At 42.0% G+C, this 21,494-nt stretch carries 18 protein-coding genes, 1 pseudogene and 1 riboswitch; of the genes and pseudogenes, 10 read left to right on the forward strand and 9 right to left on the reverse strand.

All coding sequences use genetic code 11. The features are described from left to right. Window positions 1–143: 143 nt before the first annotated feature. Genes AC1ECB_RS25150 through AC1ECB_RS25165 form a run of 4 tightly spaced genes read left to right on the forward strand, consistent with a single transcriptional unit; the run spans window position 144 to window position 5,029 of the window. Window positions 144–2,180, forward strand: a complete 2,037-nt coding sequence (locus AC1ECB_RS25150) for a urocanate hydratase (RefSeq protein WP_485666354.1) — start codon at window positions 144–146, stop codon at window positions 2,178–2,180. A 30-nt stretch (window positions 2,181–2,210) separates the two neighbouring features. Beyond that, window positions 2,211–3,473, forward strand: coding sequence for an imidazolonepropionase (gene hutI, locus AC1ECB_RS25155; RefSeq protein WP_485666355.1), 1,263 nt, complete (start codon window positions 2,211–2,213; stop codon window positions 3,471–3,473). A gap of 20 nt (window positions 3,474–3,493) precedes the next feature. Further along, the gene (ftcD, locus tag AC1ECB_RS25160; RefSeq protein WP_485666356.1) at window positions 3,494–4,387 is read left to right on the forward strand and encodes a glutamate formimidoyltransferase; all 894 of its coding nucleotides are present in this window, start codon (window positions 3,494–3,496) and stop codon (window positions 4,385–4,387) included. Between the two features lie 15 nt (window positions 4,388–4,402). After that, window positions 4,403–5,029, forward strand: a complete 627-nt coding sequence (locus tag AC1ECB_RS25165) for a cyclodeaminase/cyclohydrolase family protein (RefSeq protein ID WP_485666357.1) — start codon at window positions 4,403–4,405, stop codon at window positions 5,027–5,029. 553 nt (window positions 5,030–5,582) lie between these two features. On the opposite strand, the gene AC1ECB_RS25170 is transcribed toward AC1ECB_RS25165, so the two are convergent. Next, a complete protein-coding gene (locus tag AC1ECB_RS25170) occupies window positions 5,583–7,562 on the reverse strand; it encodes a purple acid phosphatase family protein (protein ID WP_485666358.1) in 1,980 nt (659 codons plus the stop codon). Between the two features lie 298 nt (window positions 7,563–7,860). Between AC1ECB_RS25170 and AC1ECB_RS25175 the strand changes: the two genes are divergently transcribed. Both AC1ECB_RS25175 and AC1ECB_RS25180 read left to right on the forward strand, forming a co-directional pair. Beyond that, window positions 7,861–9,009, forward strand: a complete 1,149-nt coding sequence (locus AC1ECB_RS25175) for a phytase (RefSeq protein ID WP_485666359.1) — start codon at window positions 7,861–7,863, stop codon at window positions 9,007–9,009. 42 nt (window positions 9,010–9,051) lie between these two features. Next, window positions 9,052–9,993 (forward strand): hypothetical protein, encoded by a 942-nt coding sequence (locus AC1ECB_RS25180; protein WP_485666360.1) that lies wholly within the window; start codon window positions 9,052–9,054, stop codon window positions 9,991–9,993. 171 nt (window positions 9,994–10,164) lie between these two features. Here AC1ECB_RS25180 and AC1ECB_RS25185 read toward each other — a convergent pair whose 3' ends face one another. After that, window positions 10,165–10,464: a helix-turn-helix domain-containing protein gene (locus AC1ECB_RS25185; RefSeq protein ID WP_485666361.1), complete on the reverse strand. Its 300-nt coding sequence runs from the start codon at window positions 10,462–10,464 to the stop codon at window positions 10,165–10,167. Beyond that, window positions 10,430–10,591 carry an AAA-type ATPase lid domain-containing protein gene (locus AC1ECB_RS25190; RefSeq protein WP_485666362.1) on the reverse strand — a complete coding sequence of 54 codons (162 nt, stop codon included), beginning with the start codon at window positions 10,589–10,591 and terminating at the stop codon, window positions 10,430–10,432. The genes AC1ECB_RS25185 and AC1ECB_RS25190 overlap by 35 nt, the downstream gene beginning before the upstream one ends. Between AC1ECB_RS25190 and AC1ECB_RS25195 the strand changes: the two are divergent. The 3 genes and pseudogenes from AC1ECB_RS25195 to AC1ECB_RS25205 form a co-directional block, all read left to right on the forward strand. Further along, window positions 10,578–10,745 (forward strand): annotated as a pseudogene (locus tag AC1ECB_RS25195) (IS4 family transposase); the annotation flags it as partial. The gene AC1ECB_RS25190 and the pseudogene AC1ECB_RS25195 overlap by 14 nt on opposite strands. Window positions 10,746–10,770: 25 nt before the next feature. Then, window positions 10,771–11,007, forward strand: coding sequence for a hypothetical protein (locus AC1ECB_RS25200; RefSeq protein WP_485666363.1), 237 nt, complete (start codon window positions 10,771–10,773; stop codon window positions 11,005–11,007). A gap of 15 nt (window positions 11,008–11,022) precedes the next feature. After that, the gene (locus tag AC1ECB_RS25205; protein ID WP_485666364.1) at window positions 11,023–11,646 is read left to right on the forward strand and encodes a cyclodeaminase/cyclohydrolase family protein; all 624 of its coding nucleotides are present in this window, start codon (window positions 11,023–11,025) and stop codon (window positions 11,644–11,646) included. Window positions 11,647–11,877: 231 nt separating this feature from the next. Here the strand turns inward: AC1ECB_RS25205 and AC1ECB_RS25210 are convergent, their stop codons facing one another. From AC1ECB_RS25210 to AC1ECB_RS25235, 6 genes are all read right to left on the reverse strand, one after another. Then, a complete protein-coding gene (locus tag AC1ECB_RS25210) occupies window positions 11,878–13,605 on the reverse strand; it encodes a Tle-like phospholipase domain-containing protein (RefSeq protein ID WP_485666365.1) in 1,728 nt (575 codons plus the stop codon). Window positions 13,606–13,650: 45 nt separating this feature from the next. Then, a complete protein-coding gene (locus AC1ECB_RS25215; protein WP_485666366.1) occupies window positions 13,651–14,844 on the reverse strand; it encodes a hypothetical protein in 1,194 nt (397 codons plus the stop codon). Between the two features lie 963 nt (window positions 14,845–15,807). Further along, window positions 15,808–15,936 (reverse strand): hypothetical protein, encoded by a 129-nt coding sequence (locus AC1ECB_RS25220; RefSeq protein WP_485666367.1) that lies wholly within the window; start codon window positions 15,934–15,936, stop codon window positions 15,808–15,810. Window positions 15,937–16,277: 341 nt separating this feature from the next. Next, complete coding sequence (locus AC1ECB_RS25225) at window positions 16,278–17,726, reverse strand: tetratricopeptide repeat protein (protein WP_485666368.1); 1,449 nt, start codon at window positions 17,724–17,726, stop codon at window positions 16,278–16,280. Between the two features lie 146 nt (window positions 17,727–17,872). After that, the gene (locus AC1ECB_RS25230) at window positions 17,873–18,391 is read right to left on the reverse strand and encodes a hypothetical protein (protein WP_485666369.1); all 519 of its coding nucleotides are present in this window, start codon (window positions 18,389–18,391) and stop codon (window positions 17,873–17,875) included. 190 nt (window positions 18,392–18,581) lie between these two features. Then, on the reverse strand, window positions 18,582–20,036 hold the full coding sequence (locus AC1ECB_RS25235; protein WP_485666370.1) for a tetratricopeptide repeat protein: 1,455 nt from the start codon (window positions 20,034–20,036) through the stop codon (window positions 18,582–18,584). Window positions 20,037–20,453: 417 nt separating this feature from the next. Further along, window positions 20,454–20,539: riboswitch (cyclic di-GMP riboswitch) on the forward strand. A gap of 154 nt (window positions 20,540–20,693) precedes the next feature. On the opposite strand from AC1ECB_RS25235, the gene AC1ECB_RS25240 reads away from it, so the two are divergent. Next, on the forward strand, window positions 20,694–21,392 hold the full coding sequence (locus AC1ECB_RS25240) for an FHA domain-containing protein (RefSeq protein ID WP_485666371.1): 699 nt from the start codon (window positions 20,694–20,696) through the stop codon (window positions 21,390–21,392). The last annotated feature ends 102 nt before the right edge of the window (window positions 21,393–21,494 follow it).

Here is a 21,494-nt window from a genome sequence, read left to right on the forward strand (position 1 = left end):
TCAAATGACCAAAACCAGGGGAGATGGTTTTGGTTTTTTGACTAATATGCAGTAAGAGGTCTATAAATTGCGCTATTGATGGTTTTGACGTTTCGTAGACGCAAGCATGCTATAGTAATTGCAAAAGGTAATTTGGAGGGATAATGATGTCTTTGAATAACAGCAAAGTTGCAAATGCTATGACAATTAAACTGGATAATGTGTTACCGGAAGTGACAGTATTTCAAGCGGGAATCCGGCGTGCGCCCAACAGGGGATTTCGCTTGACGCAAGCTCAGACCAAGGTGGCTTTGAAAAATGCGTTGCGTTATGTACCAGCAGAACTTCATGAAGTATTGGCACCGGAGTTTATGGAAGAGCTGCGTACTCGTGGACGGATTTACGCCTACCGGTATATGCCGAAGGGAAAAATCCAGGGTAAGTCAATTGATGACTATCAAGGCAACTGTGTAGAGGGAAAAGCATTTCAGGTTATGATTGACAACAACTTAGACCCGGCGGTTGCTCTCTACCCGTATGAGCTGGTTACCTATGGGGAAACAGGCAGTGTATGTCAAAACTGGCTACAGTATCAGCTGATTAAAAAGTATCTTGAAGTTATGACTGACCACCAGACGCTTGTTGTGGAATCCGGCCATCCGCTGGGTTTATTTCCATCCCGGCCGGAAGCGCCCCGGGTCATTATCACCAATGCGCTGATGATCGGGATGTTTGACAACCAGGAAGACTGGGAAATTGCCGAACAAATGGGTGTAGCAAATTATGGACAAATGACGGCCGGCGGCTGGATGTATATTGGACCGCAGGGAATTGTTCATGGTACCTTCAATACGTTGCTGAACGCAGGCCGTCAGCGGCTCGGTATACCGGCTGATGGCGATTTGCGCGGTCATTTGTTTGTTTCTTCCGGTTTAGGCGGCATGAGCGGCGCACAGCCTAAGGCCATTGAGATTGCCGGCGGTGTGGGAATTGTGGCCGAGGTGGACTATTCCCGGATTAAAACCCGCTATGACCAAGGCTGGGTTAGCAAGGTGTCGGCGAATTTGGATGAAGTATTTGCCTGGGCCGAGGAGTATTGCCTGAAAAAAGAAGCAGTTTCCATCGCCTATCATGGCAATGTGGTGGATTTGCTGGAATATGCAGTTAAAAATAATAAGCACATTCCCCTGCTTTCTGACCAGACTTCCTGCCATGTCGCCTATGATGGCGGTTATTGCCCGCAGGGTCTGAGTTTTGACGAACGGACAAAACTTCTGGCAACAGATCGGCCACAGTTCCATGAATTGGTGAATAAGAGCTTACGGCGGCATTTTGAGCTGATTAAAATACTGACAGAGCGAGGAACTTATTTCTTTGACTACGGCAATGCTTTCTTGAAAGCGGTGTATGACGCAGGGGTTAAAGAAGTTTCCCGGAACGGCTATGACGAGCGTGACGGTTTTATTTTCCCGTCTTATGTTGAGGATATTATGGGACCGGAGTTGTTTGATTATGGTTATGGCCCGTTCCGTTGGGTCTGCCTGAGCGGCAAGCCTGAAGATTTGCACAAGACCGACAAGGCGGCTATGGAATGCATTGATCCCAACCGGCGCGGACAAGACCGGGATAACTATATCTGGATTCGTGATGCCGAGAAAAACAAACTGGTTGTAGGGACACAAGCCCGGATTTTGTATCAGGATGCGGAAGGTCGTCTCAAGATTGCGCTGAAATTTAATGAGATGGTTCGCAATAAGGAAATTGGGACAGTTATGCTGGGACGCGATCATCATGATGTTAGCGGTACCGATTCACCGTTTAGAGAGACGGCTAATATTAAGGATGGCAGTAACGTTATGGCTGACATGGCGGTACAGTGTTTTGCCGGCAATGCGGCAAGAGGTATGAGTCTTATTGCGCTGCATAACGGCGGTGGTGTTGGTATTGGTAAATCGATCAATGGCGGCTTTGGCATGGTGCTTGACGGCAGTGAACGGGTTGATAACATTTTGCGTCAGGCAATGCTGTGGGATGTTATTGGCGGTGTGGCCCGCCGGGCCTGGGCCAGAAACGAACATTCAATTGAAACCATTGTGGAATTTAACCAGCAGTACGCCGGTAAGGGGCACGCAACCCTGCCTTATATTCCGTCAGAAAGCCTGATTGACAGCATTGTTGATAACGTATTTGCCGCTAAGTAGCGATAGCATCGCAGAGGAAGGAGCGAAACGATGGCAGGGAAAAAATTGCTTATAAAGCATGCGGCTGAATTGGTTACCTGCGCCGGAGTCGCCCCCAAAATGGGGGCGGCAATGGCTGATATCGGCATTATTCCGGATGGTGCATTACTTGCGGAAAATGGGAAAATTTGTTGGGTAGGACCTACCGCAGAACTGCCGGTACACAGCGAGACAGAGTGGGAGGTCATTGACGCTGTCGGGCAATGTGTTATGCCAGGCTTTGTTGATTCTCACACCCATATGGTTTTTGGCGGCTACCGGGCTGAGGAGTTTTTCTGGCGTCTGGGGGGGACTCCCTATCTGGAGATCTTAGAGCGCGGCGGCGGCATCCTGAATACGGTTCAGGCAACCCGCTCAGCTAGTCTGGCAGAACTAAAGGCAATGGCTCTTGGGCGGCTGGACAGTATGCTGGCAATGGGTGTCACTACTGTTGAGGGTAAAAGCGGCTATGGCTTGGATAAAGAAACAGAATTGCGGCAACTGGCCGTAATGGCTGAACTCAACCGGGAACAGCCGGTTGAAATTGTGCCGACCTTTATGGGGGCGCATGCGGTGCCGCCTGAATATAAAGGCCGGACAGATGACTATGTTGATTACATAATAAAAGAGGTATTGCCTGCCGTAGTCCAACAGGGAATTGCTGAATTCTGTGATGTATTCTGCGAGCAGGGGGTATTCTCGCTGGCGCAGTCCCGGCGGCTTCTTGAAGCGGCTCAAGCTATGGGTCTGAAAGCAAAACTGCATGCTGATGAGATTGTTGCTTTGGGCGGCGCTGAACTGGCTGCCGAACTGAACGCCTGTTCAGCTGACCATCTGCTGCAGGCCTCAGATACAGGTATTGCGGCTCTTGGAAAAGCCCATACGGTCGCTACGGTATTACCTATGACGGCCTTTTGTCTGCGCGAATCGTATGCACGTGCCAGAACTATGATTGACAGCGGGGCAGCGGTGGCCCTGGCGACAGACTACAATCCCGGCAGTTGTTTTAGTCATTCTATTCCGCTGGTAGCGGCGCTTGCTGCGATTCAATTACAACTGAAACCGGCCGAGATTGTAACAGCGTTGACCATTAATGGGGCAGCCGCGGTAAACCGGGCAGACCGGATAGGCAGTCTGGAAATCGGCAAACAGGCAGACATTGCTATTTTGGGATATCCGTCACATTTGTTTTTGGTGTATCATGCCGGAATGAATATTGTAGATAAAGTAATTAAACAGGGACAGCTTGTTTGGAATAAGACAGACAAAAAATAGATAAAGGGAGTTAAGATATTGTGGGAAAACTTGTAGAATGTGTACCAAATTTTAGTGAGGGACGGCGGCCGGAGGTTATTGCGGCAATTGTTAATGAAGTAAAGAAGGTACAAGGTGTTACACTGCTGAATGTTAATTCTGATGCCAGCCATAACCGTACAGTGGTTACCTTTGTCGGTGATCCCCAGGCTGCCAAGCTGGCTGCCTTTAATACTTGTGCGAAAGCAGCCGAGCTTATCGATATGGAACAGCATCAGGGAGCTCATCCCCGCGTTGGTGCCACTGATGTTATTCCTTTCATTCCTGTAAGTGACATCTCTATGGAAGAATGTGTCCAGCTTGCCAATGAACTGGGTCAGGAGATTGGTGAAAAACTGAATATCCCGGTATATTTGTATGAAGCAGCTGCCAAAACCCCTGCCCGTGTCAAACTGCCTGATGTCCGTAAAGGCGAGTATGAAGGGCTAAAAACAGCAATCACCACCCCTGAGCGTCAGCCTGACTACGGCCCTGCCCGTATGCATCCGGCAGCAGGTGCTACAGTCGTTGGTGCCAGACAGTTTTTAATCGCCTATAACATTAACTTAAGCACCAGTGATGTCGAGATAGCAAAAAAAATTGCCACCAGCATCCGCGAGGCCAAAGGCGGTTATAAGTACTGCCGGGCTATGGGGGTCATGATCGAAGAACGGAATATGGCTCAGGTTACCATCAATATGGTGGATTATACCGGAACACCGCTGCACCGGGTATTTGAGACTGTTAAATCTGAAGCAGCGCGGTATGGTGTGAACATCATTGGCAGTGAAATTGTTGGTATGGTACCATTGCAGGCGCTTATTGACACAGCCGATTTCTACCTGCGGCTGGAGGGCTTTGAGCGTAAACAGGTGTTGGAAGAAAACCTTGGATAAAGGAGGCCGGATATTATGTTAATGCAAATGAAACTGACCGAGTTTTTAGAAGAGCTGGGTTCAAATTCTCCGGCACCAGGTGGCGGCAGCATTGCGGCGCTGGCTGGGGCACTTGGCGGCGCTTTGGCGGCCATGGTCTGCCGGCTGACAGTCGGCAATAGCAAATATACGGAAGTACAGAGTGAGATAGCCGGGATTCTGTCTCAAGCTGATCAATTAGCCAGTGAGCTTGCTGGCTGTGTTGATGCTGATACGGAAGCCTTTAATAAGGTAATGGCGGCTTATAAGCTCCCGAAAGCAACAGAAAGTGAAAAAAGCGCGCGCAGTGAAGCCATTCAACAGGCCATGGTAGCAGCCGCCAGGCTGCCGCTGGGCGTTGCTGGCAACTGCTTACAGGTATTGTCCCTGGCGGTGCGGGTATTAGCCATTGGCAACAGCAATGCCGCCAGCGACGCCTCTGTTGCCGGACTGATGGCTCATGCCGGACTACATGGTGCGCTATATAATGTCAAAATTAATCTAAGCAGTATAAAAGACCAAACCACCCAACAGGATATGCAGGCAAAAGTAGCCGGTATTATTGCCGAAGACGAGCGTCTCCACAGAGAATTGCTAGTAGTAGCAAGCAAGGTTATTGGATAATATTTTTCATTACAAAGGACTGAACTCAAAATAATGAGTTCAGTCCTTTAACATATCTAATACCATTGAATTTGGCGAGCGGCAGAAGAAGGAACGAATAGCCGCAAGCCGTTGATTACGTGTCGATATACTGCATTTACTTTTTGTTTCCAACCATTCCAGATATCTGGTAATTAGGTTGCCGGACTGCGTATTCATCTGAGGGCTAGAAGGTAATGCTGATGAAACCGACTGATCCTATATCATCTCAAAATATGTGGAGCAATCCAGGCAATTATCAACGTTGTTTTCCGGCAAAGAAAACGTTCAAGACTTGTGGGCTCTGGTAAACCTGAATTTAGCGGACTAAAAGACCGACTAGCCAAAGCATAGCCGGTCTTTTAGTCTTTATTTTCCAAATAGAAAAGTATAACTTTTTGGGGATAAGGGCAACATCGACTTCCGCTCTCGCCAGAGGCTCGGTGCAAGCCGTGTTTTCTTTAATTTTGAGAACTATTTTAGTCTGAGTCAGAATGCGATGCAATTTTATACAGAAACAGACGTTAGGATAATACTACTTTGAAATACCGAACTGATCAATGATATATGGCTCGGCATTATTCTTGCTTTGGTCTATCTCATAGGATACAGCGGTCAGCTTGCTGCCGTCTATCGTGATACCAACGAAGTTCTGTATTTGACCACGTACTGGCCTGCCGGCATCTTTTTTGTCAGGACCGTAAGCAGCAGCATGGTGTTCATCAGCAACCTCGAAGAGGTCATAGTAGTGGGGGTCGATCTTCTTATTCCTGAAGTAAACTTTGGGTCCGGCAGTACTAGGAATTAAATAGATGGTGCCATCAGGTTTCACGGTATATTCGATTGTTTTGCCATTAAGCGTTTCTGTAATCTTAGTGGCAGAGGTTGCTGTGCCGGCTTTTATCGGTTTGGTACGTGCATAGATGTGATCATGGCCTTGGAGTACAAGGTCAATTCCCAACTCAGCCAGTAGAGGAGCAACTTTAGTTCTTACGCCATTTGATCCCATTATGTTGTTATCGGTTGCGTGATTGGAGGTGGTGTAAGGACCCTTATGCATATTTACGATGATCCACTTGGCGCCAGCCGATTTTGCTATTTTCACGTCATCCTTTAGCCATTGGATTTGAGCCGGAGTGAAATCGGCATATTCGGGAGAATCTTCGTTGTTATTAAGTACGATGAAGTGAGCATTTCGGAAATTAACTGAATAGTAAGCGCCAGTAGTGGTAGCCGAATTGACGGCCGGTCTGACGTTAAAATGCTCTATGAAAGAATTTTTCTCCTCTTCGTGGTTGCCGGCACAAGGAAGAAGTGTAGTGTTAAGCAGACTTTGCTGAGAATGGCCCAGCAGCCAGTTCCATTCATTTTCGTTTGATCCGACATCAACTATGTCACCATTGATTGCCAAAAATTCTGCATTACTGACAGTAGCGAGGGCCTTCGCGATTGTTTGAGATGCAAGAATTGCTTCATCTTCACTCTTGGCCTGAGTATCTGCTAGGTCGATAAAGGTAAAGGCACCTTTGGGGGAGGCTGTTTGAAAGGTACCAACGTCACTCCAAATGCCCCGTGCCGCATCGCCAACACGGAAGAAATACGCTGTGTTGGCCTTTAAACCTATAGCCTCAGTTTTATGAACAAGCTCTGAAGGCGAATTTGTGGAAACAGAACATTTACCGGTGAACTTTGCAGTTTTGCTGAAATCAGGAGTGGACCCCGTCTTTTTAATAACCTGCAGGTCACTGTTAGTGGAAGCCAGGCTGGTGTACCAGGTAAATCCTTTTGTAGTAGTAGAATCTCCGGTGAATGTGACCGTTACCTTGCTAACGGTGGCTTTAGGAGCTGCAGTAGCAGGAATAACGATAGAACTGGTTGCGGTAGGCTGTGCGGGCGATTGGTTTGTGATTCCTTTTATGGACATTTCAAACCAAAGATCAGAGCTTGTGCCATTGTCCTGATGGACCTCAGCCGCGATGGTATTTAAGCCTTTTTTTAGTGCAGTTACGGGAATTTGGAAGGTCTCTTCTTTAGACTTGAATTTAGCGCTTGTGTTGTAGTCAACAGCTATCCCGGTGGCGATTCCGCGGCGGAAAGCCTCGGTGCCATTAATATAAACAACAGCTCCATCATCAACATGAACATAAACTTCTAGAGCTGAATAATTGCTGAGGTTATCAGCGTTAATGATGGTACGGAAGTAGGTAGTCAGGTGTTTGTTGTTAGGATCACCAAAATTGACGGGCGTAGCAAGGGCAATCGCAGGGTCTGTTTCAGAGAAATCATCACCGAATCCAAGCGGGGCTTTCCCTTTCTTCCAAGCAGAATCGTTGAAGTCCAACGCACGCCAAGCAGTACCGAGGTCAACACCATTATCTAAGTATTTCCACTCGGCGTCTTTGGACAGAATCATGTTGTTGCTATCAGCGGCAGCCACATGGCCTTGCATAACAACGGTGCTAAACAGCATGAAAAGTAAAAGAACAACAGACAAAGCATTTCTTGTAAATTTCACGTTTTACCTCCCTTAATAAATTCATGAGTCATTACTACCAACATTATACCGGGTTGAAGTAAAGTGAATATTGATTAAATGTTAATTTTATGTAAATTGTAAAAAAATAGTTTCGTATTTGTGAATTTTTTTTTCTACCACCTTATTACTCTCCTTGTAATATACATATATGCTTGCAATATTTACCGTAACTTAACAAAAAACTACCTTAACTTAACAGGAGGTTAACAATTGAGTGGTAAGGCTTCTTGTATACTGATTCTAGTAAATTTATGAAAAATGGAAAGTAGGTCGAGCTATGAAGAACAAACAAACATTATGCTTATTGTCACTGGCGGCTTTGGTGCTGGTCTCTGGTGTGGACAGTAGCTTTGCAGCAAAGGCTGGAGGAAAGCCTTATACCGCTGTTGCTGTTTATGCTGACGTAGAGACTGATGTTGTACCTAGTGGCAAAGATGCGGCAGACGACCCGGCCATATGGGTACATCCAACCGACCCTTCTAAAAGCAGCTTTATTGCTACCAATAAAGGCGGTGGCATTCTAGTTTATGATCTTAAGGGTAAGGAGCTGTATTCCTACAAAGTAGGTAAGCCTAACAACATTGACGTTCGGTACAACTTTCCTCTTGGTGGTGAAAAAGTTGACATTGCCGGTGCCAGTGACAGAACGAAAAACTCTTTGATCCTCTATAAAATAGACCCTGTCACTCGTGCGCTGGAGGAAATCCATGCGCGTGATATCGTATCCGCTATGCCCGAGGTTTACGGTTTTTGCTTATATCATAGCTTGGTAACGGACAAGTACTATGCCTTTGTGGTAGGTAAAAATGGTGAACTGGAGCAATGGGAATTATTTGATAATGGTTCTGGCAAAATTGACGCAAAATTGGTGCGCTCGGTAGCGGTGGGATCTCAGGCGGAAGGACTGGTGGCCGACGATGAATTGGGTTATCTCTATGTGGGTGAAGAAGACATTGGTATTTGGAAATACGGAGCAGAACCGGAAACCGGAAATATCCGTACAAAGGTTGATGATATAACTAGCGGTCATTTAACAGCTGATGTGGAGGGTTTAACAATTTTCTACGCTGCAAAAGGTAAGGGCTATCTGATTGCTTCCAGTCAAGGAAACAATAGCTATGCTGTGTATGAGCGGGTCGGTAAAAACGAGTATCTTGGCAGCTTCTTAATTTCGGATGGGACAATTGACGGCACTTTTGATACAGATGGCATTGATGTAATTAGCTTTGGTTTGGGTAAAGATTTTCCCAACGGGTTATTTGTCGCTCAAGACGGAGCAAACACAGATGACAAAACCAGGTTAAATCAAAACTTTAAGGTTGTTTCTTGGGATAAGATTGCTAAGGCTATCAAACCCAATCTTATAATGGATAGCACTTATAATCCCCGCAATCTCAAGAAGCAAAAATCCTCACACCGGCAGTAATTACCTGCGATAATTTTTACATTTTAAGGAGGAAACAATTTTATGAAAAAACATGCCCTTACCGCCGCTGTAGTGGTAGCCTTAACTCTGCCCACAGCCCCCACTTTGGCCGCTCCTATTATCTGGTCCGGCGAAGTGGAATATGAGTATGAAGTAGAGAAAGAAGGCGACAAGTCTGAAGGATCCCATGAAATTAGCCTGGAATTGCACCTGAAAACTAAAGTCGATGACAAATCTACCGCTTATGCCTCATTTGAATTCAAAAACGAACTTAATAATGCTGATAAACAAGAAGTCAATGAAATCGAAGTGCAAAACATATACCTTAAACATAAGTTTACCGAACCAATAGGCTTAAAGCTTGGTGCGCAGCCTTTGGAGATCGGTAAAGGCCTATGGATGGATATTGATGGCTTTACTGGAGCTAACATTGAATTTGAACAGGGTAAAACTGAATTAAATATCTACCATGGCCAGGATAGCCAGGATTTGATATTGGATGATGAAGAGGGAACATTAGTTGGCGATGTTCAAAAAATCACAATTTTTGATCTTAAGCATCAGTTCGACAAAACTGATGCCGGTATTTATACTGGTAAACAAGCTGATAAAAAGTTTTACGGGTTATATACAGAAACACAGGTTGCTCCCCAAACTGTTATTAGCACTGAATGGATAAAAAACAGTACTGATAAGAAAAATGGTTATGTAATTGAAGCGGAATTTGGTAAGGCTAAAAAAGAAGGCGAGTTTGAATACGGTATCTCCTATCGTGATATGGACGCCGACCTCTTTACCAGCAATGATTTTACCGATTGGGATGACAACTATAAAGCAAGCAAAGGATTTAAAGGAATGGGTGTATCTGTTGGCTACAAGCTTTCCGGCAATACTGCCCTCGAATTGTCTCATGAATGGGGCGAGCAAAAAACTGATAGCAAAGATCGTGCAACTACTGAACTTTCAATGAAAATGAAATTTTAATAAAAGAGCAGCTTCCAACCGGAGGCTGCCCTTTTTATTGGTGTAGGTTGTAGCATACATGTTAGATCGTATGTGAATGACAGCAATTGAGTTAAGTTTCGCGGATTCAAAACAAATTCATATTGCCTGCAAAAAAAGATCTAGTTAATCCTTTTTGTTTTTTTACTGTTATCAACAAAAATGTATATTTTTGCTAATATTTAATTTTTTTATGCGAGCCTGCAAATTTTGCCGGTGTATGCCAAGAGACAAAGCGGCTCGGGTAATGTTGCCGTTATTTGCGGTGAGCGCATGTATAATCAGCTTGCGTTCTAATTCGTCAAGTGTATGGGGCAACGATTGGTTTTTGTTACTGTCCAGCGTTTCGGAGCGCATAGGGGCAAGGGACTGTCGATGAAAATAATCGGGAAGAAAGGCTGAAGTTAAGGTGGCTTCATTATCGGAAAAGCTTATGGCATAATTCGCGAACATTACCAGGCCATTTGTGCTTAAGGAGGCTGTTTTCTAAATCAGGCGAAAGCTGGGTTATTTGTTTGCCATAGACTTTGTTAAATTGGCGAATAAAGTAGTTGGCGAGCGAATAAGAAATCATTCGCATCTATGGTATGCGTTGGGATATTGAGACATTTTTCAAATGCACAAAATCCTTGCTTAGGCTGCAAAAAGAGTTTCAAGGACGTTCCTATGATATGTTGGTAAGCCATACTACAATTGTCTTTGCCCGGTATATCTTGCTAAGTTGGCAACACCGCTAAGTACTGCCGGGCTATGGGGGGCATGATCGAAGAACGGAATATGGCTCAGGTTACCATCAATATGGTGGATTATACCGGTACACCGCTGCACCGGGTGTTTGAGACTGTTAAATCCGAAGCAGCGCGGTATGGTGTGAACATCATTGGCAGTGAAATTGTTGGTATGGTACCATTGCAGGCCATTATTGATACAGCCGATTTCTACCTGCGGCTGGAGGGCTTTGAGCGTAAACAGGTGCTGGAAGAAAACCTTGGATAAAGGAGGCCGGATACTATGTTAATGCAAATGAAACTGACCGAGTTTTTAGAAGAGCTGGGGTCAAATTCTCCGGCCCCAGGCGGCAGTATTGCGGCGCTGGCTGGGGCGCTTGGCGGAGCTTTGGCGGCCATGGTCTGCCGGCTGACAGTCGGCAATAGCAAATATATGGAAGTACAAGGTGAGATAGCCGGTATTCTGTCTCAAGCGGATCAATTAACCAGTGAGCTTGCTGACTGTGTTGATGCTGATACGGAAGCCTTTAACAAGGTAATGGCGGCTTATAAGCTTCCTAAAGCAACAGAAAGTGAAAAAATTGTGCGCAGTGAAGCCATTCAACAGGCCATGATAGCTGCCGCCAGACTGCCGCTGGGCGTTGCTGGCAGCTGCTTAACGGTATTGTCCCTGGCGGTACGGGTATTAGCCATTGGCAACAGCAATGCCGCCAGCGACGCCTCTGTTGCCGGACTGATGGCTCATGCCGGACTACATGGTGCGCTATATAATGTCAAAATTAATCTAAGCAGTATAAAAGACCAACCCATTCAACAGGATATTCAGGCAAAAGTAGCTGGCATTATTGCCGAAGACGAGCGTCTCCACAGAGAATTGCTAGCAGTGGCCAGCAAGGTTATTGGATAATATTTTTCATTACAAAGGACTGAACTCAAAATAATGAGTTCAGTCCTTTGTCGTATTAATATTCTCTAATACCACCGAAGTTGCGAGCGACAGCGGCAGCTACCGAAGAAAGCTTGATACTTGGTTGTTCATTAAGTAGCGGGCCAGAATCAATAGCAAAAAGTTTTGTTACGGGTGATGATGACCGATATATTGTTTAAAATGCACGTTTTACAACGAACCATGAAGAAGCTACTGCTTAAAAGGCACTTGACTGGCCGTGGCAATATTGGCACTTTGAATGTTGTTAGGGTCGGCAAGTCTTAAAATCTTTGTCCGCGAATCATATTCTAACGCAAGCCAGGTATTTCTAGCCAAACCCGCAGGCACTATAACACGCCCTATTTCTCTGCCAAGATTATATCCTTCACCACGAGGATCATTGCTTCCGGCAATATGGAAGCTTACGACTGATCCTGAATCTCTAAGTCCAAAGTTGTCCCCGGTAGCCAACCTGCCGGTATAATCATGCACGTATACCCGATAGATGCCATTTTGCAATTGATTTATTCGAACTTGCTCCGAGGCTCCGGGACCACCGGAAATATTATCATGATATAAATATGCATACGGTGAACTCTCTAAACTGCCTTTGGCATCAAAATAAATATTGAAGCGTTGTTCGCTATTTCCTGTAGGTCCAGTCAAATGAAGGTCAATATCGCGATAGGCAGTCCAGCCTAATTTAATATCAACTGGAGTTTCAACGATTTGCCCATTATTAACATAGTGGCTTCTTTCTACTACTGTTTGATTGTGAAGATCTATTTTTTTACCAGCGTCCATTACAAATTTATTGGCATTTTTATTGCCCATGAAATATTGAGCAGTACCTATATGTGACGTACCGCTGTTGGTGATATTAGATAATTGCTGTTGCATAAGTATAAAACTTCCAGACGGTGCTCTATCAGGAGGATTAATATAACCTTGTTGAACAAGAAGTGAACCGTTTTGACGTTCTAAGTTTTTGTATAAATCTTTTATGTCGTGCCCGAATTGCCCTTTGACTTCACCTAACTCAGTAAAACTACTACCCCAGTACAACTTTTGTGCATTCTTTACAAAATTGAGAAAATCATCTGGACGATCATTATATATTGTTTTTATCGTTGAAACCATTACTTTTTCTTTACCTGGTTTTGTAAGTACATCTAAGGCATAGTACAAAGATTCGACGATTTTATCTCTAGATTTGTTTTTTTTCTCCAAGTTCTGTTCCATTTTATGTAATACTTTCAAAACTTCTTCCATAGAAAGCATAAGCTCTGTCAAAGGATCGTTGGATGCTCGGTAATTGTATATAGGAACATTCTGGTTTCCATCTTTCATTTCTTGTCTTATAGAATTAGACATGGGTATCGGGGCTGGATCAAAAGTTACTGCAGGAATATTTTGTGTAACAGCAATATATTGGGCTATACCTCCACCTAGTGAGTGGCCTGTTACTGAAATGCTTTTTGTACTCGTTCCTTTATACTCGCCTTTTCCGTCTTCTATGTGCCTGATTACATTCTTAACTTTATATGCAACATCAGTATATTGTAGAGGGCGAACATCCACATCTGGAGTCTGCGCTAAATTAGTATGCCAATCCTTTATTATCTCAATCGACGAATCGAAAAGGTTAGATTTAGAAGCAGCTCCTGAACCGCCAAAAGCGATTACGATTTCGTTTGTAGTAGTATTTTTATACACACCCATATTTAGTCCGCTGAACATGTTGTCAACCCAGTCAATTAACTTCCACTTATTTGACATCTCTAGCATACTATCTGTTAGAGCTTGGTCGTGTTTTGTATATGATGCATAAGATAAATAAGCACAATCTATAACAGCTGGTGATGCACTTACAGCTAATATACCTCCCCCAAAGAATAACAACTGAAATAAGACTATTACTAACATAGATATTCTCATTGCTTACTCCCCTTCAATGAATTATATTCAGATTCATTTCCTTAGTTAAAAATCATACGTATATCTCGTATAAAAAATCCACCCATCATACCGGGTATCACGTCCAGTATACAAAGTAGCCTTATCCAACATATTGTACTTCCTTACATCAAAAGACAACCTACTCTGAGGCGTGAATTTCACATCATACCCAATCCCACCGCCATGCTTTGTCCGACCTGCGTTATAAAAGTCATCAATCGGGTCATAGCTATTGGCATCTGTTTTAAGAATATCAAGCATAAGTCGCAAGGTTCTCTTTTGATCCCACGTCTTACTCCAAGTTATACTTGCGTATTGACTATCTCCATTGCTGTTTCCTGGCTCTTCGGCAAGCCCCCCGAATATCGACATGTATTTATCCGGTTTTTCTTTGGAATAACGGTAGTTTAGCATCAGCGACTGGTCTTTAGGCAGCTCAGTTAGATATGTCAGATTGTAATCCATGAGTTTACCCTTTTGGTAATAGTCAGAGCCATCACGTTTAGTAATACCATAACCAGTATGAGTCAAGCCGCACATGAGTAGCCACTTTTGCTCTGTGTGTTGCCATTGCAGACTGTTGATCCACTCGTCACCTGGTTTAATTTCATCATGCTTCATATCTCCATTAGGGTCATACTTACCACGCGCTACATAGCTGGTACCAAAACCAATAATATCATTTGGCCCGACTTGACGGCTTATATTGATACCGGGCGTAATATTAAAACCTTCGCCAAAACGTGTTTGATGAACTAAGGCATTATCCATAATCGCGTTTTTCTGGTTGCCAGACAGTGTAGCTTTGCCTGTTGGCAAATTCATATCCAGATTATACCGAACCGGCCATTGCTCATTGTTATTTACATGAGCAATGCTCAATGCAGTATCGCTCCACGCAGCTACTCTGCCACTGGCGTTTGCTGACTTGTTTTCCGATATTATGTACGCTGTCCGCAAACCGTACTCGACATTGTTCTCCTTAAAGGTAAAAGTATATGGTTGTATGAATTGAAAACCACTGTTACCCATATCATCTTTCCAGTAATAGTAGTTGTTTTCCCAGTTAAATGTTAGTTTGTCTTTCCACGCTGGATTATCCAAAAAAGACTTACTTTTTGCTTTATCCGGTGAGGCGTCTGGTGCCGCCCAACCCGACTGGGTAAATCCAAGACAACATAAACTGAGTAAATAGCACAAAATAGTTCGAGTTTTCATTCTTAAACACTCCTTGCACAAGTATCTGAGTAGTTAATAACGCCAATAATCTTAAATTTTAATGTTTCAGGGTTCAATCAATTTCTAATAAGTATCTACCACCACCTTGCTGCTAAGAGATGTTTTCACAAACCATAGCCCATTAAGTAGGCACCAGCAAAACATTATTGGGGTGAAACTATGAAACATTTAGTAGCGCTATGGTTACTAAAATCATTATAGAAAATTCCGCGGCGGTATAATATTATAGGACTATTACAATTTGATTATATGTCATCAGTGACTATGCCAGGGTAGTAGTAATAAGTTAGTCTTGGCAGGTTTGAAATGGGTTATCTCCATCCAATCCAAACTGTTTTTTAAAATGACTAAATGGTGATTTTTCAACTATTAACAGCCTAAAGCTGCATATGTTGTTGCTTCTTCTCAGAGTGTGCAAATAGGAAAGATAACTTAGGAAAAATTTTGAAAGATAGGAGCACAAAGCCATGGATCTAATTAACGGAAGAGTTTATGACTGTAGGGTGGAGATAGTAATTTGGCAGTTTTGTCTTTTTAAGGAGGTATTCATGAGGGTGAGAGTTTATTTCTATCTCAAGTGATTAGACTTTTATTATGAAACAATTCACATGTTTGATCGATATGTTTCATCAAATCCAAAGCAGGTTCTGTTGGATGCCAGTAAATTTAACGGCAAAGATATGCATCTTGATCGTAAGCGCTTAACCAAGGGTGCAATAAAAAAATAAAACCCTGGCAGAAATGCCAGAGTCGTAGAAAAAACGCTGCAGGAACAGCTGGTTAGCGTTGAACAGAATAAAGGACGGAATATAAAGGCGAGGATGGTGTAGGTATGACAATCATAAAAAAACCGTTATTTTGCTGATAAGCGTGGCGGTACTGACGGGAGTTATGGCAGACAAGACCGTAACGCTGCTGCCTACAAAAATAATAAACAGAGTTTTACCCTGACTTATCTTGATAACTGGACAGTGCGGGAGAATACTCTGCAAACAGAAATTGGCGCAATGTAGACTGCCACTTTTTTCCTTCTGAAAAAGTGGAGAAACCTGAATTTTCTGTAGCAATCAACGAATTGCCACCACAGTATGCAAATATGACAACTGGAGATTTTGTTAAGGACCCAGAGAAAATGGCAAAATCGTTCCTGCAGATGAAGACTCCGTTACCATAGGGGTCTCCCCTGTTAGGCAATTCCATGTTTTGCAAAGAAAGAACGTCATAGCTCAACTTAGGTTCCCATTCATAACCTTGTTTGAACCACTGTTCAATGGCTTATCGTCTTGGATTTCTTCGAACGGAAGCTTAGATGCATACCTAATATTTTTTTACCTTCAAATGGGGGAGTTTTTAATTATTATTGTGGCGGATTTTTCAGTTGACAAAAACATTTTTTAACAGTGCTCACTTTCTCAGCCGCCCAGAGCGGCGAGGCGTTTTTTGGCCTCCTGAATTAGTTGGATATCGGGAGTTGGAGAAAGAGAGAGAAGTTGGCGATAAGTATTAATAGCTTCTTGTTTATAACCTGCTTTTTCGTAAGTATAAGCTTTAGCAAAATAAGCATACGCAAACTGGGGCATGAGAACGCAAGTCTTGTCAAAGTCAGCAATGGCGAGATAAAATTGCCTTTGATTTAAATAAGCAGTGCCGCGTGAATAGTAGGCTTCGGCGTACTCCGGGTTGAGGAATATAGCACGGCTAAAGTCAGTAACAGCAAGTTCTAGTTTGGTTTGTTCTTGGTAGGCAGTACCTCGGTGATAATATAGAAAGTAATGTTGAGGATCAATAGAAATGGCGCGATTGTAATCCTCTATGGCAAGGTTGAGTAAGCCTTTTTTTCTATAAGCCTGCCCCCTATTGAAGTAAGTGCTGCCTTGCGGCTTAATAGAAAGTGATTGATTATAATCGTTAATGGCAAGGTCTAAATTACCTATGTTTTCATATACAACTCCACGGCGATTATATGCATCGATTTCTTGAGGATTTATAGTAATAGCTTTAGTAAGGTCAAGAATAGCCAGATCGAACTGACGTTTTGAGGCGTAAGCAAGCCCACGAAAAGAATAGGTGGTAGCATATTGGGGAGTAATAGCAATTGCTTGGTTATAATCTGCGATAGCACGGTCAATCTGTCCTTTAAACCAGTAGGCAATACCGCGAGCTACGTAGGCTCCTGAATACTGGGGTTCGAAAGCAATAGCCTGGGTATAGGCTTCAATTTTGCCGTCATAGTCATTCTCTTTCATCGTCATCGCCTTCTCAAACCACTGGCGGGCAGTGAACTGGCTTTCGTTGGCGGCGATTTGGCTTACGACCCGTTTTTTGTCTGGATCGTTTTTGGCCGCAATTAGTTCACTTTTCAATTTTTCATTTTCCTGATTAATTCGGTCATAATCCTGGCGGAGTTTTTTGTAGTCGTCAATGACTGCTTGCTCCTGATTGTGGCGGCGCAGTTCGGCGATGCGGGTGTCCGTGATTTCTGTTGGATCCACTTTGGCCGTAATGGTGACGCGGAATAGAATTCCACCGGCAGAAACGAACTTGGGATCGTCATAATGCTTGTCCGCTATGGACACCATCCCGCTGGCCAGGACAGTGATTTCGTCTCTGGTTACGGCTAATTTGTTTGTCTGTGTATAGCTTTCTAGGTAGACGCCTGCTTGTTCGACAGCAGACCGCTGGGCTTGCTCAAGGGCACGTCCCTTGGCAGTCAGCATGGTTTCTCCTTCTCCCATAGTATATTCACCGGTCGCGATTACGGTCCTGGTTTCTGCCAAGGCGGACGGTGCGAACAGAATGAGTATCATTAGTCCTGCCAAAAGGCTTTGGGAGATTTTCGACAGTAGTTTTCTGAATAACATCAATAATGACCTCCTTGGTTTGTGTGAGTGAGGGCGAATTGAAGCATGCTGCGCACAACAGACATAAAAAAACTATAACGTGGTATCTTCATGTGTCGCGAATCACGTCTACAGATAGTGTTGCAATCAATATAGTACAAACTATTTTATTGCTGGCTTCGAGTTTGAGTCACTAATTCTACTAATTCTTCAGAAAACATATGTAATTCTCCACTATCTTTTTTCTCATCATAATAAAGTAATATTCTGCTCTTAGTACCACGCCAAGCATAACTATATTCATTATAAGTCTTATTTTGAGGAGTACCAAATTTTAGCTCAGCATTGTCCCGCAAAATTAACCAAGTATCATATTTATTATAACGAGCATTTACCGAAATTAGTTTTCCTTTCCAAAAGCCATAGAAAATATTCTGAACCTTTGCATCATCTAAATGAAGATCATCTTGATCTCGTTTATACACTTGAATTCCGCCGAGACTTTTATCAGTGTATTGGTATTTCATTATATCCTTAACTTTTTCAAGATCTGTACCCCATTTAATTTCCCTAAACCCATCTGGTTCGTTAGGAAAAGCATAAACCTGTTCACTTTGGTTCAAAAAAAACAATGAAAAAATTATACCTATAAAAATAATTTTTATAATTCTATACTCTTTTATCACCCAGATCACTCCAATTCGATTAAAATAATTAATTTTCTAAAAAACTAATCTAATTAAACTATATAACACCTCCAACCTCTCGAATATGACGCTTAACTTTTTCTATATTAGGGTCAGTAGATCGAGTATATCTGCAAAAACATTTTATATGCTTGTCGAGTCTCATTAAAATATGTAATTTCTAAAAGCGCTAACGGTTTCCCCAGCTTCTTAACAAGTTATTAACAGCTTGTACTTTAGCTTGTACTTTAGGGTCATGGTCACTAGCAGAAGTGTATTGTAAAAATAGTTTGAATAACTGAACAACTTCTGCCTTGCTCCGTCTTAGTTTCATATATATTAATGCTTTTTTAAGATAAGCATCTGTGTATTTAGTGTCTAATTGTATAGTCTTATCAAAATACGATATAGCCGTATATAGCTCACCCTTTGCTTCATAATTAACACCTAGATTATAATAAGCAGTCACATATTCAGGATTTATTTGAATAGCAGAATTAAAGTCAGAGATAGCTAAATCATATAGCTTCTTATCAAAATATACAGTACCACGAATATTATAAGCTGATACCAATTGTGGATTTAACTGTATTACTCTTGAATAATCCCCAATAGCTAAGTCGTATTGCTTTAGGGAATAATACGCGTAGCCACGTTTCTGATAAGTTTCTATATCTTTAGGCTCAAATTCAAGACTTTTGGTAAAATCCTTGATTGCTAATTCATATTGTTCCTTAGCTAAATAAGATGTACCGCGATTGCTGTAACTCCCTGCGTAATTAGGATTTAATTGGATAGCAATGTTGTAGTCTGCAATTGCTAAATCATATTCATTTTGAAAGCCATAGATCGAACCGCGATTATTATAAGCATCTGCATTTTGAGGATTTAACTCAATAGCTTTGTTGTAGTCTGCAATTGCTAAATTAGTTCTATTTTTTATTTGGTAAGCTATACCACGATTAACATAAGCTGTAATGTATTGAGGATTTAGTTCAATTGCTTTACTGTAGGCCGTTATAGCATTATCGTAATCCTTAGTAGAAAAAAGATAATCACATCCCTTACCGAACCATTGAATAGCAGTGAAAGACTGCTCATTTTGTGCTATCTTGTTTTCGACTTGTTTTTTTGCTTCAACAGAATTTGCTTGTGCCAATTGTTGTTTAAGTGCCGTAATCTCCTGCATAGCCCTTTTATAGTCTTCTTGTACTACCTTTAACATATCGAGGCTTTGTTTATCCTGGATTTTATTTCGCATTGCCTGGACGTTATCTGTACTCACTGTACAGCGAATTTTAACCCAGAACTTAAATGCTTCATCGCCAACAATATCACGCTTCTTATCGAGCACGGTAGTCTCAATTAAGCCTGATGCAAAAGTTCTTATCTCATCCTTAGTTAATTGCATATTTTTAACTTCAGAAAAACTCTCAAGATATGTACCTGCCTGCTCAATAGCAGTACGCTTTGCTTCGACTACAGCTCTTTCTTGAGCAACAGAAGGAGTTTCACCATCACCCATAATATAAGTACCTTCTGCAATGATTTCTTTAACTTCAGCAAAAGAAGGTGAAGGGAGTAATATAACTGTTAATAGTAATAGGCTAGCAAGTAATCGACAAAAATAATTTTCAATAAACATGTAACCACACTCCGTTATTTGTATATCTTACTTTTATACCACAAAATTCCTTTATTTCCTCTTAAGTATAAGAGTAATTTATATAGGAATAAACCAATCTATAGGTAATAGTATATTAAATATTTTTTAGTGACAACATTACTGCTGAATTACAATTATATAACAGATAAAGATCAACTGCTATGCAATATATAACTGAATAGTAGGAATAATAATGAGCCGATTAGGATGAAGGTAATCCACCTTGACTGGCCTTTTATATTTAGAAAAACCGTCAAAATTTTTTAAAAACACGAATTCTTTCACAAATTTTACAAAAAATCCAATGCATAGAAGGAATTAAAAGAAAAATGTAAAATATAAAAAATATTGTATGAATTTTGTTTTGATTATTATTGGTTACTTGTTTAATAGAGAATATTATATGGGCAAACTTATCCGAAAGGTAAGGACGCAAAGCCATGGGTCTAAAGATTTTTATCTATGATTGCCAGGTTGCTAATTTGACTATTAGTACTGGCAGTTTTTTTGTTTATCAGTGCTATAGTAAGGTAGATGTTCAGAATGTATTGTGATGATTTGTAAATAAGGCTACCCTTGTGAGCTATAGGTGCAAATCATCTTCAATATTACTACCTCAAGCCTGGGGGAAATATAGTGGAAAATGTAGCTTTTCTTATAATTGAAAAGGGTACTCCGTATGAAGTTGGTACGATTTTGCCGTTACAAATCAATAAGAATTTGATAGGTAGAATGACTGCTTCTTTTGTACCCGAAATAAGTTTTACTAATCTTTTAATTTCCCGCAGCCACTGTGTTATTGAGTTTCGTAATGGCGGATGGATGTTGTCTGAGCTTGGCAGTCGCCATGGAACACTGATTAACTATGAAAGAGTTGAGGCCTCGAATGAAGTGAGTCTACATGATGGGGATAGGATTAGTCTTGCTGGGGACGTTGCTATTTTCCGGTTTGTTCTTCCACAGATGTCTGAAAATACAATTGACCCGTCCATTGGACAACTTCAGTCTGAGAAGGAGCGCGAAACCCTATTAGATAGTTCTTTTCTTGTTAATTTGGATAAAATGCAATTAGTAATCAATGGACAAGAGGTATATCTATCTGTTAAAGAATGGGAGTTATTTGCTTTGCTTTATCAGAATCGTGATAAAGTGATTTCTCATGATACCATCATGAATGAAGTATGGAAAGAGCGTGCTTTAGAAAACAGCGTATTAGATGTTAGTACTGAAGAAGTTAATATTCTAATTTTTCGCCTGAGGAAAAAATTGGGAACCTATAGTTCGATTTTAAAAACAATTCGAGGTCGGGGATGTATTCTCGAATTGCCTAAATAAGTCGATCTATTTTTTTTTTATTAAACTGTAATTTGTTTGTAATATAACTGGATAGAAGGCTCAAGTATACTAGATATATATATAAGTTTACAGATGAGTAAC

The organism is Sporomusa sp. 246TCP1, from assembly GCF_057319775.1.

Excerpts from the sequence above, each read along its gene's own strand:
- AC1ECB_RS25180 (WP_485666360.1), top strand. The coding sequence starts at position 9,052 with ATGAAAAAACATGCCCTTACCGCCGCTGTAGTGGTAGCCTTAACTCTG.
- AC1ECB_RS25225 (WP_485666368.1), bottom strand. The coding sequence starts at position 17,726 with ATGTTATTCAGAAAACTACTGTCGAAAATCTCCCAAAGCCTTTTGGCA.
- AC1ECB_RS25200 (WP_485666363.1), top strand. The coding sequence starts at position 10,771 with ATGATCGAAGAACGGAATATGGCTCAGGTTACCATCAATATGGTGGAT.
- AC1ECB_RS25185 (WP_485666361.1), bottom strand. The coding sequence starts at position 10,464 with ATGTTCGCGAATTATGCCATAAGCTTTTCCGATAATGAAGCCACCTTA.
- hutI (WP_485666355.1), top strand. The coding sequence starts at position 2,211 with ATGGCAGGGAAAAAATTGCTTATAAAGCATGCGGCTGAATTGGTTACC.
- AC1ECB_RS25215 (WP_485666366.1), bottom strand. The coding sequence starts at position 14,844 with ATGAAAACTCGAACTATTTTGTGCTATTTACTCAGTTTATGTTGTCTT.
- AC1ECB_RS25210 (WP_485666365.1), bottom strand. The coding sequence starts at position 13,605 with ATGAGAATATCTATGTTAGTAATAGTCTTATTTCAGTTGTTATTCTTT.
- AC1ECB_RS25150 (WP_485666354.1), top strand. The coding sequence starts at position 144 with ATGATGTCTTTGAATAACAGCAAAGTTGCAAATGCTATGACAATTAAA.
- AC1ECB_RS25165 (WP_485666357.1), top strand. The coding sequence starts at position 4,403 with ATGTTAATGCAAATGAAACTGACCGAGTTTTTAGAAGAGCTGGGTTCA.
- AC1ECB_RS25175 (WP_485666359.1), top strand. The coding sequence starts at position 7,861 with ATGAAGAACAAACAAACATTATGCTTATTGTCACTGGCGGCTTTGGTG.
- AC1ECB_RS25190 (WP_485666362.1), bottom strand. The coding sequence starts at position 10,591 with ATGCGAATGATTTCTTATTCGCTCGCCAACTACTTTATTCGCCAATTT.
- AC1ECB_RS25235 (WP_485666370.1), bottom strand. The coding sequence starts at position 20,036 with ATGTTTATTGAAAATTATTTTTGTCGATTACTTGCTAGCCTATTACTA.
- AC1ECB_RS25205 (WP_485666364.1), top strand. The coding sequence starts at position 11,023 with ATGTTAATGCAAATGAAACTGACCGAGTTTTTAGAAGAGCTGGGGTCA.